Here is a 15,740-nt window from a genome sequence, read left to right on the forward strand (position 1 = left end):
GATATCGGGCATAGTTCACGACCAACCTGTCATTCTTTAAGCTCTCCTTTGCTGTGATCAACATCATCGGCCGCTTGCGGGTTCGATGACTCAAGCAATATTAATATCCAAATAAACGCAAGCCGTCGAAGCGTACGAAGCCGCCCGTGGAAGACGGATGCCTCTCTCCCTTGACCACAACGGTCAGCACATGGACGCCGGGCGGCAAAGCGCCCGTATCGTAGAGCGTCGCCTGATACTGCGAAACGCCCGGGCGGTACGTATCGACGGTCTGTACAAGCTGGCGGTCGATATACAGGTCCGCCATGCCCCCGTTCGAAGAGAACATGCCGACCCATTCGGCGCGCGTGCCGTAAAACGGAAGATCGACCGACGCGCCGGCCTGGTTGGCCAGATACAAGCTGCCGCCCGCATAGTTGGCCGACGTGTACTTCGTCCATGCCCCCGAATACGCGATGACCGGGTCCGGATCGTCCAGCAGGGCGAGATCGCGGCTTATGATCGAAACCGGTTTAGGCGCGGATACGTTTCCAGACGTATCAACCGCATACGCGTTGTACAGTCCGGCAGCGAATCCGTAAGTATCCAGCGTAACGGTAATGCCGGCCGTGGCGGCTGCCGCAGCGCCGCCGGGAGCGGCGGCCGCCTCAGCCAGCTCGGCAGCCGTTTCCCCCGTGCCTGAGGGAACAAGATACAGATGCCCGTTCTTCGAGGAAGCGGCCTGCACCGGATCACCGGTCGCGGCATATTGCACAGAAGCGCCCGTGATCTGCGGCGGCGACGTGTCGATCACCGTCACGGTCGTCACGGCCGTCTGCGCCGCTTCCACCTTGAATAGAGCAGACATGCCGCTGCCTGCCATCCGGGACGCCTTCACCCGGTAATACCCCGCCGGTACGTTCGCGATCGAGAACGATCCTGCTTCGTCTGTCACCGCTTCGGACCGCGCAGACGGGCCGATCAGCCGGACCGGCACTCCGGCGAGCGGATTACCATACGGATCGTATACGGCCCCAGTAACGGTGCCGCTACGGATAAGCTCCGGGTGTGCCCTATAAATATCCAGCGTGTAATTGGACGTTTCGCCGTTCGGAGCATAAACGGCTACGGCCACCGAATTTGTGCCGGCATGCAGACCGATCGGCGCCGCCATGCCGGTGCCGTACACGTGTCCGGCTACGTTGACCACCGCGTCCGGCTGATACGTAACCGCGGTTACGCTCACTTCCTCCACGTCCGGGCCGACAGCGGCCGCGTACGCAGAGCGTTGAGGCGCGAATGCCGGATACAACAACCCCGGATCAACGGTAAGAGCGGTTAGCGCGGCGTTTGATGTGACGAACTGCTCGATCGCCGCATGGCGGTAGCCCGCCGATTGGACGACGATCCAGTAACGGCCCGGTTCCGTCAACACGCCCGGCGCGATTGTCAGCCCGCCTGCTGTCAGCGTGTAAGCCGAGGGCGGCAGCGGCGTTCCGTTCACGGTCAACCCGGATACGTCTGCCCTCCAGTCCGGATCGTCCGCGAATGTGAACGCCGCCTCCTCTCCGGTGTAGACCGGGTATCCGGCGGCATGCAGACCGGGCGGCTCGTTCATCCGTTCGCTCAGAAGGAGCTGAATCAGCCCGAGCCGGTAGCCGTAGGCTGCGGAAGCTTTCCCGTCGTTTGTCAGCTCCAGGCTATGCGAGCCGGGTGTCAAGGCAATCGTACCCAGCGGCTCGAACTCTGTTCCGATGACGGAGGGCTGGCTGAAGAAATCGTAGGTCAGCTGGTCCGCTCCGTCTATGCCGATGCGGTATTTGCCGAAGCCGCCGCCTTTGTACGTTTTAATTCCGACATCGTAATCGGCCGTTGCCGTTCCCGGCGTTTCGAAGCCGAAGCGGATATGTTGTCCGGCATCTGCGGCCTCGAAGCGAACCATATTATACTGGGGAAAATATTGGGTCGCCGCGGTTTGCTCCAGGATCGGCAGATCGACGGCGTCGAATTGCCGGAAGAGCCGGGCCTGGCCCGACATCATAACGGAGGCTGTTGCCGTTCCGCCGTTGGCGCTCGCTTCCGCCGTGATCGTCGCGGCTCCCTCCCCGACCGCCGTCACGTTGCCCTCCTCGTCCACCTTTAATATGCCCGGGTTACTGCTGGCAAACGAGACCTGCGATCGGGACAGAGGGATCGCGGAGCCGTCGACGGACGCGCCGTTTGCGGCTATCCGAACTGTTTCCCCTTGCAGCAAGTGACGCTTGGCCGCATCAAGCGTGACGGACCGCAACGCTTCGTTATCTTCGATCTCCAGATTGGCGATCGCGAACGTGTGTATGCCGGTCCACCGTTTGCCCGGAAAATACGCCATCTCCGAACTGCCGTCGCCGTTCATCTCGAATCCCGGATCTTGGTCGGCAAGCTCGATCGCCGTTGAACCCGATTCGGTCCGAATGTCCTTGATGCGATAGCCGCCCGCGGACCCGTCCGGATGGGTGACGATCACATAACGGTTCCGCAGCGCCGCCGCTTGCTCCGGAGCGACCGGGGTGCCGGTCACAAAGCCGTTGTAGCCGTCGCCATTGTCGAGACGCTTCACGGAGGCGATCGTTCCCGTTACCGTCCCGCTTCCGGTCAGTTCCCGTTCTCCTTTTTTCAGCAAAGTGCCCCCGACCAGCACCATTTTCGTAATAACGCCGTTCACTGTCCGGATCATCCCCATCTCGCCGCGCATCGTCACATCTCCGACAACAAGCGCTTCTGCCGGGTGCCGCGGCGAGCTGAGAATGAGATCGGTCGTGTCGCCGTAGCTCACCTGAACGGCAACCGCGCCCTCCGGCGCCGCATCCGGCTCCAGCCGATCTACCGCTTCGATGACCGGACCCGCCGTTCCGCTGTACGGCTCCATCGCCGTAACAAACGTGCTGGTCAAGTCGGTTCCTTCGCGCCGCAGAACCAGCTTCGGCATGTAGTGCTTGACCGCTTCGTCGTTCGTATCCAGCGCTCTGCCGGAAACCCGGGTCGAGCGAAGGGAAGGAGAACGTCCGAGATACAGCTCGTTGTCCCCATCCTCCAGCAGCCCGGTGATGCGCAGCTTCGCTTGCTCGGCTCCGCTGTCGTAGGTGACCAGCGTAACCGTGTACCGGTCGTCCTGCAGCTCCGCGCGCTGAACGTCCTTCACATAAATGTAGGCGGGATAATGCCCCTCCGCCGTCCCGCTTTGCTGGAACGTCTCGGCCTCCGCCGCCTCCGTCCCCGGCGGCAGCAGCCGCGGACCGTACGGCTCAAGCGGCAGATCGGTGCGGAACACCGCATCGCGGTTGGCGTCGCCCTGCAGCGTATACTCGTGGCGGCCGCCGCCGGATACCCGGAAGATGTCCAGCACATAGCCTTCACTGCCGTTACCGCCGCCGAAAGGAACGAACCAGGGCTCCCTGCTGTATTCGTCCGTTTCCGGATACGCATTCGTTTCGCTGGCCCGGATCGCCTGAAACGGACCTCCGTTCGGGACGAACGCCTCGATCGTTCCGCCGTGCTTCGCCTCGCCCGCCGTCATCATATTTTTGCTGTTTACGACTACCGTATTATGCCCGAGCGTGGACAGGGTAAAGTAGCGATACTTCGTATACGTGTAGCCGAGATCCGGCAGCAGTTCCTGCCCTTGCGCGTACAAATTCAGATTCAGCGGATCGTAGTGGGTATGGCCGTACTTGGGACTGAACTGCAAATAAAGCTGGGTCTGGCTCTCCCCTTCTCCGGACGCCAATTTACCGATTCCGGCCGCCGGCAGCAGCAGCGATCCCGATGTAACGTCCGGCGCCTCCGCACGTTGATTGGCCCACGTATCCTGGATCGGGAGAACATGGCCGTTCGGGTACGCGAGCAAGTTCGGCAGCTCCTTCGCCTTCTCCGTAATGGGGTATTCCGCAGCCATCTGCAGGTTATCGTAACGGACGCCGGAACGCGGCGACTCGTAGCCGGGCGGATCGCTCCAGCCTTCCAGCTGTTTCACCGCCCCGAGCACCCCTTCCGTGGACTGGATATGGTAAGACAGGGTCACCTCGTTCCAGAATCCGTCGGCCAAAAACTGCTTGTCGACGTATTCGCGAATCCATTCCACCGTTTTGTGAATATAGTCCGGTTGTCCGAGCGCCTTGCCCGCATCGATCAGCCCGCGCCACGCGCTCGCGTTCATGTTGCCGAGCCGCTTCGTGTAGCCAAGCACGAAATCGGCGGAAGGCACCAGCATCGACTCCACCAGCTTCGCCTCGACGTCTTCCCCGACCTCTTGGCTGAGCACCTCCAGCGCATCGGTTTTCCTTACTGTCTCAAATGCGCGCAGCAGCGGCTGCAGGCTGGCCAAATCGGAAATGTACCAGCGGTTCCACATCCCTCCCCAGTAGTTGAACGGAGGACCGGCCGTCCAATTGATCGGGTACGTATGCCAGTTGTAATCCGTTACCGGCACATAGCCTTCATAACGCTCGGCGAACCGGTACAGCAGCCTGGCCGCTCCGAGCGGATCTGTTTTGGAAACGTTTTCCGTTTCCTGAACGACGTAGTTTTTTTGCAGGTACCATAGATGGGCTGAAAGAAAATACCGCCTTCCCTCGTTATCCTCGTAATACGGATATTCCATCGTCTGCCCCAGCTTGTTGACCGCCGTTTGCGTATGCGCCTCCGGGTATGCCGCATTCGGATAAACCGTGCCCGTTTTTTTGGAAACGAGACTTTTGCGGTCGGCGGACAAGCTGTACAAATCGTCCGGATTCAGCTCCGGCATTTCCGGCAGTCCGGCGAAACGGAAGCCGATCTTGTCCGGAACGAGCTCCAGCAGTGTCTCCACCCGCTGCGATGCGGGAGCGGATGTTACCGGGGTACGGGCTGCGGGCGGAAATTGGGCCGCCCCGGCTATGCCGGCACGAATGAGCTCATCGCGGTCGAAGCTGAACACCGTAAAAAACTCGTTCGCCGGAACGCCGCCGTAGGTGTGCAGCCGCAGCTCGTAATGCCCGTCTTCCAGTACAGGAGGATGCTCGAAGATCAGCGACGTCCGTCCCCCGGCCGCCGTCTTCCCTGCCTGCTGCAACTGCTCCCAGTCGCCTGTCGGCCCTTTCCAAGCGAGGGCGTACGAGGCCGGCTCGGGAGAAGGCGTCTTGAACTCCAGCTCTTTCCGCGCGAAGTCCAGATAACGCAGCTCCGGTTCTTCCGGCGTCCACGCTTCACCCGCCGGCGGACTGTCGAAGTACACGCTGCCGAGCCGGCCTTGATCGACCGTGTTGACCGGTACGGTAACCGAACCGCCCGTATCCCAGAAGCTTGAGGTCCGGATCGGCACCCATGAAGAAAGCGTTCTCGTATTAAGACGGTGCAGGTGCATAATGTTCATCCGCCATTCGTCCCCCGGAGCGGGCGCCGCCGTGCCAAACGCGCTCCACGGAATGGCAGCCTCCAGCCGGAACTGTCCGCCGGACTCCGACGTTTCCACTGTAAACGACGTGATAGAAATGCGATTGCGGTTGCTCTGGTCGCCGAGCAGATCCGGGTTCCAATCCGTATTCATCGGCATCGCCGGCGGAGTAACGGGGATCGTAGCCACATAATGCCGGTCGCCGTGCGTATCCGGGCTTATGATAATATCGACTTCCGCGAGCGCTTCCTTCTCCACTTGTGCCAATGAGCCGGCCACGTACAGGCCCGCATCGTCGTAAGCGATTGTATAGACCGGACTATCGACTGCAGCCTCGTTGTGGTAAGCGGTCCGGAAATCATCCAGAACCGCCGCCTGCACCCAGACGGCTTCGTCGGCGATCCCGTCTATGACGGGAGCCTGATTCCGTTTCGGGACAACCGCCCATTTGTTCGTATACATCCGCACCAGCTCCCCTTCCTCCGTAACGCCGTGCCCCTCCAACGCACCGGCGGGGCCTTCGGCCGGACAGAGAGCAGCCAGCAGCGAGACGATTACGATCCAGGAACTCGCTTTCTTCATACATCGGTCCTCCTTCATTCGTTGACCAAAATGTTCCGTCTTGTCTCCATCCGGCAAGGCCGGGTTACTTTGCCTTCTCCTGCTGAATGACCTTCAGCGCCTCTTCCTCCATCATCCGAAGCGCCGTGTTCAGATCGGCCTTGCCGGCCATGTATTCGTTTGCAAACTTCTCGTTAATTGTTAAAATTTTGGGCTCATACGGCGCTTTTTCCGGGAACGGAGCAAACTTGTTGTGGATGAGCGCCGACCAGTTTTTGTCCTTCGGGGTCGCTTCCGAGCCGAAATGTTTCAGAATAGCGTCCGTCTGCTTGGATACGAGCTTCCCGCGCCTCGACATCTCGCCCATATATTCGTCGGACAGCAAGTAAGCGATTACATCCATCGCCGCTTCCTTGTTCCGCGAGATTGCCGGAACGGCCCACAGCGTCGCGTTCATCGGCGTCCCCACATTCGGCATACCGGGGAACGACGGCATGGCGACCATATCCCAGTCCATCTTCTCCAGGTTGGAGCCCGCCATCGCAGCGGTGTTGGAATTAAAGATCATCATGCCCACGGTGCCTGCGTAAAAGGCGCTGTTCCCTTGCGAGAACGTCTGTCCCGCGGCCTGGTACGCCTGGGTTAAGACCGGCTCGCCATAGATCGTCTGGAAGAACGTACGCCATCTCTCATCCTTGTTCATCATCGGCGTGCCGGTCTTCGGATCGACAAACGGCAAGCCCATCTGATTCCAGTTCAGCAGCAGCTGGGTGTGGCCGCTCAGCCCGATATAGGACTTGCCGTCCTCGGTGCGGGTCAGCTTTTTGGCCAGCTCCATCATTTCCGACCACGTCATGCCGTTTTTCGGATAAGCAACGCCGAACCGGTCGAACACCGTCTTGTTGTAAAACACCACGAGGTTGTTTCCGTTTCCTGGAAGCGCATACATTTTACCGTCAGACAGCTTCCTCACGTAATCGATTAGGCCCTTCTCGTAGTCGGCCGGGTTGATTTTGTACGTTTTGACCAGATCGGTCATGTCATAATGCAGCTTGTTGGCGATATATTCCTCGGCGAAGCCGCCGGCCGCTTTGCCGTACAGATCGATTGGCGTTCCGTTCGTAAGCAGTTCCGGGATGGAGTTCCCTTTCGTGGACTGGTTGATATGACGTATCGTGTAGTTCGGGAATTTTTTGCCGAGCTTCTCCAGGAGCGCTTCGTTAAAATCGGCGTCTGGCGTAACGACGACAAGCTCCACCGGTTCCTTCGTCTGGGGCTTGGCCGGATCGGCCGCGGGGGCGCTTTCCCCCGCTCCTTCCTTCGATCCGCATGCGGCGGCAGTCAACAACGTCAGCACGGATAACGATTTGATCCATTTTATGTTCATCTGAAACAATCTCCCCTTTGGTCTATAGTGCATTACCTGAGATCCGCCCGGCCTGCGGCACTTCGATTATCCGGCCGCACTCGTGCGAACGATACATGCTTTCCACGACGGCTATGACGCCGCGAGCGTAATCCAATGAGCACTCCGGTTCGCGGCCGCTCCGGATCATCTCCAGAAAATCACCGTATTGCCGGGCGAACGAAGATTCGCCTGCTTCGATATCCGCCTGCTCGTAGTTTCCTCCCCTGCTGACCGACAATTTGTTTCCCCCTTCGATGCGGATCATACCGCCGGTAAAGATCAGCTCCAGCTCATTGCGGGGAGCGCCGATATAACCGGATTGCGAGATCGTAATCGGCACGCCGTCTGCGTTCTCCGCATAGACGAGCCCGCTGCCCTCCACATCGCCGCGATTGCCGTAAAAGGTAAGCGACGCCTTCACCTTGCAGATCGGCCTGCCTGTAATCCATTGAATCCGGTCGACGGAATGCGAGCCGAGATTCATCATGCGTCCGCCGCCCGCCAGCGCTTTCCGGAAAAACCAATCCGGCCGGTCCGCCGCAAAATAATTGCCGTGCCGCGTATCGTTAATCATCACGAGCGTGCCCAGCGCCCCGCTACGCACCAGCTCCCTGGCCGCCCGGTTCGCCGCCATGTAGTGCTGCGTATGGCCGACCATCGCCTTGACTCCGCACCGGCGCACCGCATCGATGATCTCGTCGCACTCGTTCAGACCAATTGCCATCGGCTTCTCGATCATCAGATGACAGCCGTGCTCGGCGCAGAAAATCGCCGCCTCCCGGTGCAAATAATGCGGCAGCGCAATAATCGCGGCATCCGGCTTCTCCTTGCGGATCATCTCCCGGTAATCGGTGTAACAGCGAAGCTGATCGGGCTGACCCAGCTCTCGGGCCCGCTCCTCATTCACATCCGCGATCGCGACAAGCGCAAAATCGGGAATCGCCTGTATTCCGCGGATATGGCTGTCGGCAATGCGTCCCGCTCCGATAACCGCTGTCCGGTATCTCATCGTTCCACTTCCTTGCCTTCTTCGTCTGTCATGTTCGGATTCGCGTCGAAACGAATCGATTCCAATCTGGCGCACAGCTCCTCCTCGTCAATCAGATCGGCCCAGTACGCCTTGATCTGATTAAATAACACCGGAAAAGCCATCGCCGGCACATTCAAATCGTGATGCGTGCGCAAGGAAAACATCATTTCGCGAAACATCGGATAACGCTCCGGCCGACGAATCGCATCGTCCGTTATGCGCACGGGCAACAGGCGGCTGCTCGGAATGCTCATCGTCTGCTTCTGAATAAACCGCTGCGCGATCGGGGATGTGAAGAAGCTTGCCAGCAAGCGAGCCTCTTCCGGATAACGGGTTCCCGCGCTTACGCCGGCTCCCAGACATATCGAAAGCGTTTTGGGCGAATCGAGGCGGGGCACCGGCGTTATATCGTAGTCCAGCTCCGTCCGTTTCCAGCGGTTCAAGCCGAGGTAGGTCGTCAAAATCATCGATATTTTGCCTTCCGAGAACATTTGGCTGATGTCGTAGTTATTCTGGGATAAATAAAGCGGGAACGCCTTCCGGTTCTGGATCAGATTGCGGCACAGCCGGATTCCTTCCATCAGCGCCGTACCTCGAATCGGCTTCAGCCGCGGACCATCCCATTCAAACCGTCCCCCGCCAAGCAGCAAAAACAGCGGCCAGCGGTTCATATCCGGCACATGGAAACAAAATCCGTAACGGCCTTTCACCTCGGACAGCTTCTCCGCGGTTCCGGCCAGATCGTCCCACGTCCACCCGCCGTCGGGGATCGGCAGTCCGCATTCGCGAAAATGCGCTTTGTTGTAGCAAAGTACCACCGGAGAAAACACGATCGGCTGCATATAAAGCCGGCCGTGCACCAGAAACGGTTTGAACAAACCGGGATAAATATCCGGCTGAGCATCCAGCGGCTCCAGTGCGGGGAGCCCCTCCGTTTCGACCAGACGCCGAAACTGATAATTGTCCAGGGTGATGACGTCCCCTTCGGTCGATTCGGCCGTAGCGATCTTGTAGTCCGCACTGATCCACGGATATTGCTTGTGAAACTCGTCGAGCAGCCGCGGTAGCTCCAGATTGCGCACCGTTACGTCACTGCAGGACACCGTCAGCGAAACAGGCTCGCCCTTCGTGCGCTTGATGCGAACCCTGTTGCCGACCCGGGGAATTTTTTCAATCAACGCCTCCTCCACCAACTGGTCCAGTCCTTTGCGAACCGATACGTTGCCCAGCCCGAAACGCGCCGCCAACATTTTTTCCGACGGCAAATACTCCCCGGCCGCGTAGTGGCCTCTGACGATTTCGCTGCGCAACGTATTGACCATATCCTCCAGCTGCTTCTGGAATTGCTCGCTCGTCGGCCTGCCCTTCATCGCCCAACTCTCCCATACGTGAGTGGAATGGCACATCTTCTATGTTTACTTTACAAACGTTTAAATCGGTTTCTGGTTTTTAAATTTGATAACCAGATATTGATTTTCATGCATATAACCCGGGTTAATTTAGTTATATAACGCATTTGATCGTTGTGTCAACCGATTATAAAAACCACAACAAATATTTATAGAAACCAGAACACCACGTTTTCTCTGGACCCCTATGAATGGAGATAAGTAGGATTGAAACAACAAAAAAGGCTGCCGATCCATGTCAGCAGCCTTTTTCCAACGATCGAACGCCCCGGCGACCGTTCGCTTTTATTTACTTCCTGTACCTGATCTGCACCATATATCGTCCGGACGCCGTGCCGGCCGTGTGCCTGATGACCAGGCGCCTCGCCCCTCCTAAAATCAACTGATTGCTGATCGGGACAGAGGCTCTCTCTCCGATGAAGGTGAGGGATGAGATCGCGGTGTTTGCGTTATATTGGCTATTGCCCGTATATCCCACCGACATCGAAGCATCCGGCGCTCCGTCCACGAGAAATACGGTCACTTCCTCCAACATCCCGCCTTCAGGGCCGACAAAATCGAAATCGATGATTTTAGTAGTTTCGGTGCCGTCTATTACACGCGAGGTCCACTCCTGAAGCCGGCCATACGTTTTGAACGTAACCGGACTCCCGTCCGTCAGGTCCTTCGTGTTCGTAAAATCCATGTAATTGCTGCCAAACAAGTAACCGAGAAGCCCGGCATTCATTCCCGCAGCCACTTCATAGTCGATTCCGTTAGACAGATCGTTTCGCTGAACATGATTATCCTTCAACGTTCCAGCCACTGCGTATCGGTACGTGGCCTGCGGGTTGTAGCCGAAGCGGACGGTCGGGATGTTATTGGCGCCCTTAATCAGCGAATTGTTCCGGACGTTCCAGCCGTTAACGGAGCCAAGCTCGATTCCCGCTATGTAAGCGGTCTCATTTCCGTAGCAGCTTAAAAAGTTGCCTTCAATCTCAACACCGAACACATAGGCCGCCATGCCCACAGAAATCGGTAAGGCGCACCGCTCGAAGTAATTGCCGACGATCCGAATCCCGTGACAATTGCCGACCTCTTGGATATGCCCGGCTTCTTGAGCGGACAGGCCGCCGATCCGGTAGCATGGAAGGCCGACTACCTCGTGCACGCCGCCTTGAATCGTGATGGACTGGCTTTTGGAAATATCGATGGCGCCGCCAATGGAAGAGCCTGCAACGTAGTTGCTCCCTTTAAAGTCGATCGCGTTGCAATTGTCATAGAGCTGTACCACCCACCCTGCATAATTGCTGGCGCCGATCAGATTATTGTCAAACGTACCGCGATACGAGTATCGCATCGGAAGGGTTGGGGCGTGACTGGAGCGCAAGCAGCATTCCCGATAAGTGAAATTGCTCGCGTAATGGTGAATGACCGCGGGCGCATGATCTCCGATGACGTGCATCCGATAAAAGGTCAGACCGCGCCGCTGCTGTGCAGATGCGGGAGGCACGGACGGATAGGACGTGCCTGCCGGCAGCGTGGTGAACGGCGCTACTCCCGGATCGCCTTTAACCCCTTTGGCTGTGTCGGCAGACAAATTCCAATCCTGCCACTTGCATTCGCCCTCCAACTGCTGGAGAGGGCGTACGACTACAGACTGTGAAACTCGCCACTGCACCGGAGCCTCCGGGAAAAATACGTTCAACGAGAAATCGACGGCGCCTTGAATGGCCGGGTAATCGTCGGTAACCCCATCTCCTGCGGCGCCAAACCAGGCAATGTTGACCTTCGCGTTAAAGGCTGCAGCTTGCCCGTATTGACGAATCCACGCCCCGCTGGCTCCTGACGTATCGCTGTTGGGAGCGATATAAACCCCATATTGCGGGTCGCCGGCCACCTTCGCGGACAGATTCCCTGAGGAAAAATAAAACAAGCCCGCCCGTCCAGTCTTCATTACCGCCACAGCTTGCCCTTCCTGCATACCGTTCAGCGCTCTCAGCTCCGCAAGGTCTGAAACATACTTCACAAATGGAGGCGAGCCCGACGCCTCTGATTCGATCAACAAGGACGCTCCGCCGAACGATTGTGCTGCCATCATAACCCCTGTCGCACCAAGAGCGGTCAACACGTTTCTTCGGCTAAGCTTCCGGAAGGCACTCCGGTCTTTGAGAACCGGAGTATCGCTTCCACCCTGCATTTTTCCCTGATTGTTTGACATTTGTAACGCCTCCTTCGCCCGTTAGAGTTGTTACTTGGCTTGTTGGGACTGCTGCTGCTGGATCGCTTTGTCAGACGCTTCTTCCGCCTCCCGCAAAGCGGTATTGATATCTTTTTCACCCGTTACGACAGACAGGAACGCCTTGTTAAGCTCGCCTTCAATAATCGTTTTGAATTCCGCTTTGGCAGCCGGAGCCGGAGCCGCAGGCTTTTGAGCCGTAAAGGCGCGAATGTTTTTCCCCTTCCACATCCCGGCTTCTCCGAAGGAGGCTTTCGCTGCTGAATCCTTCAACGGGCTGAACACTCCATACTTCGCAGACCGATCGATCTGGACTTCTCCGGAGAGCAGCGCGCTGATCGCCAGAAAAGCGGCATCCTTATGTTTGCTCGTGGACGAGAGACCCAGATACACCGGATACGGTTGAGCTCCGACTCCGCGCAGGCTGCTCATTTCGGGCAGGCTGGCGACGTCCCAATTGAGATGAAGCGAAGGAAGGTTGAATATCCCGTAAGAGTTAAAGGCGAGCAGCATAGCGGCAGTGCCTTGCTCGAACATTTTGAGTTGGGCGCCCCCTGCCATTAGTTCTCGTGTCGGTTCATAGTTCGGAGCTGTAAACAAAGGGACGATCGTTTCAAAATAGCGCTTCCACGAATCCGTATAAATCGCCGCTTTATCCGGTTTTTTCGGATCGACGTACCCTAACGAGTTCTGGTTGATCGCCAGACCTCCTCCAGCGGCAGCCGTTACGAGTCCACGGTAAGTGACTCCGCCGTCTACCCGGGTCAGCTGTTTGGCGGTGACGAGCAGTTCCTCCCAGGTGACCCCGTCCTTGGGGTAAGGGATGCCAAATTTATCGAATACGTCTTTGTTGTAATAAAGCCCCAACCTCAGATCATATACGGGCAGCAGCGGCAGCTTGCCGTCAAAAGAATGATGCACCAGATCTATATACGGCTTCTCGATCGTACCGAGATCCATCTTATACTGCTTGACCAAGTCGCTCATATCTCCCACCAGATCCCGGTCCTTGTACAGAAGAAAGCTGGCAAACGAACCGAACAGGATATCCGCCGGCTGTTTCGTGAGAATGAAATTGTCGACGGAATTTTCCCCGGTTGCATTAATAAATTTGAATGAAATATGCGGATGCTTTTTCTGAACATAAGCCGTCCATTGCGCCGCCATCTCCTGCTCCGTTCCGGACAACGGGGACAACGCGTAAAAAACGAGTTCAACAGGATCAGCTTGCGCAGACTGGGGCTTCGCATCCGGCTGCGAACTCTCTTTCGGACTGCCGCAGCCCGCCAACAATCCTGATAGAATCGCTGTACAACCGATCATAGCAATCATTTTTTGCCGAGCAACTCGTTGCATCATGCCATCCCCCTCTTTTCCATGTGTTATACACCGCAAACGAATCAATATGCATTCAGACCCAGACCTCTTAAGTCCGCTACCGTATGATTTTTCTCCGCTTCATATAGACGCCAGATCACGCGCAATCCTTGCAGGCTGGATGGTCCGTCGGTCATCGGACGTTTATTGTTCAGGATACATTCCAGGAAGTGGCGCGTTTCATGCTGGGTGAGCTTGCCACTGCTGGAATCTTCATATAGAACTGTGATTTTCGAATCCGTGTCCAAGTTTGATTTCTCTTCCTTGATGCTGTGGTGCAAGTAAACTTTGCCATCGGACCGTTTGTATTCGATCATGCCGTGCGTGCAATGAATGTGCAAACTCCAACCGAGCCGCGTACCTCGGGCTCCCCAAGTTCCCATATGGTACCCCGTCGCCCCGCTGGCGAACTCGATCACGACATTGCTCGTCCCTTCTTTTTCCATCCAAGGCGTCCCCAGATTCGTTCCCATGTGAGTGCCGCGGATCGGATCGCCGAGCAGCCACATCATCAGATCCACATAGTGGCAGCCGTGACTGAAAAACTGTCCGCCGCCCAGACGTTCGGCCGATGCCGCCCAGTGGTCTTCCGGAAATTTCGTATATTGCTCCGTCCAGATCGACAGCTGGAAAGGTTCTCCGTACGTTTTGTTGTCGATCCATTCCTTAATCTTGACTATCGCCGGCCAATAACGCACCGGATAAGCGGTCATCAGCACCCGATTATTGCGTTCAGCCGTCTCAATCAGCTGGGTACATTCTTCTTCGGTATTGCAGAGCGGCTTCTCCATCAGCACGTGTTTTCCCGCTTGCAAGAAATACATCCCTACCGGAAAGTGAAGATCGTGCGGCAAGGAAATGAGCACCGCATCCACTTCATCAATCAATTGCTCGTAATCCGCCACAGCCGTCCGGATTCCGAATCGGGCAGCCGCCTGCTCGGCACGTTCCAAGATGATATCGCATACCGCAGTTAATTCCATCATATCGCTTAATTCGGTCAGCCCCCCAAAGTGTGATCCGGCTATGTTTCCGCAGCCTATAACCCCTAACCTGATTTTGCTCATGACTGTCTTCTCTCCCCCACCGTATCGTTGAAAATAAGAGAATGATACACCTCTGCGCATGATGAATTCAAAGTGTTCATTCTTATTTGCTATAATAAGAGATACGGGATGAAAAGGCTTTATCTGCTTAGGCATATAATTTGCATGATTGGATGGGGGCCGGACACAACATGGTGTATCAACGGTATCTCTTGAAGGAAGAATTGGAGATTCGTAAATTGATAACGTTTTACTACAAGGAACTGCCGAGCCATTATGACAGTCCGGGCGAAAAACATGATTTTTGGGAACTGGTCTACGTGGACACGGGTGAAATCGAGATCGTGACCGATTTGCGTACATGCCAGCTGAAGCAGGGCGAGATTGTGTTTTATAAACCGAATGAATTTCATGGCGGCAAAGCTTTGCACGGCACGGCACCTAATCTGATCATTATCACCTTCGAATGCTCCGCCCCGTGTATGGACTTTTTTTCGGGCAATTCCTTTCGGCTGCGCGATGAGGAGCGATACATTTTAACGAAGCTAGTAAGAGAAGGAAAGTCGTCGTTCGATCCGCCCATCCATTCTCCTTCGATGCAATACCCTTTTCGTCGTTTGGACGCGCCTTTTGGCAGCGATCAGCTGATTCGCAATTATTTGGAAATATTGCTGATCGAGTTAATCCGATCCGGAAATCCGGCTCAACGTACGGACATCGTGTCCACTACTGCTATTGAGCATAGCGCTCAGGAAATGGCGGAGCAAATCATCCAATACATGATCGAGCATCTTTCGGACACGCTCTCGATCGACCAATTATGTGCCCATTTTGCCATCAGCCGCACGAAATTAAAGATGATTATCAAGGCGAAGACGAACATGGGGGTAAGAGAGTTTTTCAATCAGTTGAAAATTGAGCAGGCCAAGCAATTGATCCGGGGGGAAAGAAAAAACTTTTCGGAAATTGCTGAAAGGCTCGGGTATTGCAGCGTGCATCATTTTTCGCGGCAATTTAAACATACAACCGGGATGACGCCTACGGAATATACACGGTCGGTCAAAGCGAGATCCGACGACAACCATCTGAAGATACGCTAACTTTTCCGCATGGAAAGATGAGCGTCTGCCTCACCTGATTTGCTACAGTAGGGTTGTACCTATAATCGATTGGTGGAGGCGTTGTTCATGCAACATAAAGAAAGCTTGCTATCTCCGGAGGATGCGGTCTATTATAATCAAAACGGTTATTTTCTTTACAAAAAGCCGCTTTTTTCTGAACAAAAGTTGAATCAGTTGACGA

Annotated in this window: 8 protein-coding genes; 1 reads left to right on the forward strand and 7 read right to left on the reverse strand. The window is 56.2% G+C overall.

The genetic code is table 11. From position 1 onward, the window contains the following. Positions 1-100: 100 nt before the first annotated feature. The 7 genes from IDH45_RS23500 to IDH45_RS23530 all read right to left on the reverse strand — a co-directional run bounded on the left by IDH45_RS23500 (position 101) and on the right by IDH45_RS23530 (position 14,459). On the reverse strand, positions 101-5,971 hold the full coding sequence (locus IDH45_RS23500) for a hemoblobin-interacting domain-containing protein (protein ID WP_190930572.1): 5,871 nt from the start codon (positions 5,969-5,971) through the stop codon (positions 101-103). A gap of 64 nt (positions 5,972-6,035) precedes the next feature. Further along, positions 6,036-7,337 (reverse strand): ABC transporter substrate-binding protein, encoded by a 1,302-nt coding sequence (locus IDH45_RS23505; protein ID WP_190930573.1) that lies wholly within the window; start codon positions 7,335-7,337, stop codon positions 6,036-6,038. 22 nt (positions 7,338-7,359) lie between these two features. Beyond that, positions 7,360-8,367 carry a Gfo/Idh/MocA family protein gene (locus tag IDH45_RS23510; protein ID WP_190930574.1) on the reverse strand — a complete coding sequence of 336 codons (1,008 nt, stop codon included), beginning with the start codon at positions 8,365-8,367 and terminating at the stop codon, positions 7,360-7,362. Beyond that, positions 8,364-9,758 (reverse strand): extracellular solute-binding protein, encoded by a 1,395-nt coding sequence (locus IDH45_RS23515; protein WP_190930575.1) that lies wholly within the window; start codon positions 9,756-9,758, stop codon positions 8,364-8,366. The genes IDH45_RS23510 and IDH45_RS23515 overlap by 4 nt, the downstream gene beginning before the upstream one ends. A 328-nt stretch (positions 9,759-10,086) precedes the next feature. After that, a complete protein-coding gene (locus IDH45_RS23520) occupies positions 10,087-11,997 on the reverse strand; it encodes a hypothetical protein (RefSeq protein WP_190930576.1) in 1,911 nt (636 codons plus the stop codon). A 30-nt stretch (positions 11,998-12,027) separates the two neighbouring features. Further along, positions 12,028-13,371 carry an ABC transporter substrate-binding protein gene (locus IDH45_RS23525; protein WP_190930577.1) on the reverse strand — a complete coding sequence of 448 codons (1,344 nt, stop codon included), beginning with the start codon at positions 13,369-13,371 and terminating at the stop codon, positions 12,028-12,030. 44 nt (positions 13,372-13,415) lie between these two features. Next, positions 13,416-14,459 (reverse strand): Gfo/Idh/MocA family protein, encoded by a 1,044-nt coding sequence (locus IDH45_RS23530; RefSeq protein ID WP_190930578.1) that lies wholly within the window; start codon positions 14,457-14,459, stop codon positions 13,416-13,418. A gap of 170 nt (positions 14,460-14,629) precedes the next feature. Between IDH45_RS23530 and IDH45_RS23535 the strand changes: the two genes are divergently transcribed. After that, positions 14,630-15,538 carry an AraC family transcriptional regulator gene (locus IDH45_RS23535; RefSeq protein ID WP_190930579.1) on the forward strand — a complete coding sequence of 303 codons (909 nt, stop codon included), beginning with the start codon at positions 14,630-14,632 and terminating at the stop codon, positions 15,536-15,538. The last annotated feature ends 202 nt before the right edge of the window (positions 15,539-15,740 follow it).

The organism is Paenibacillus oceani (assembly GCF_014705615.1).
Lineage (GTDB): Bacteria > Bacillota > Bacilli > Paenibacillales > NBRC-103111 > Paenibacillus_AB > Paenibacillus_AB oceani.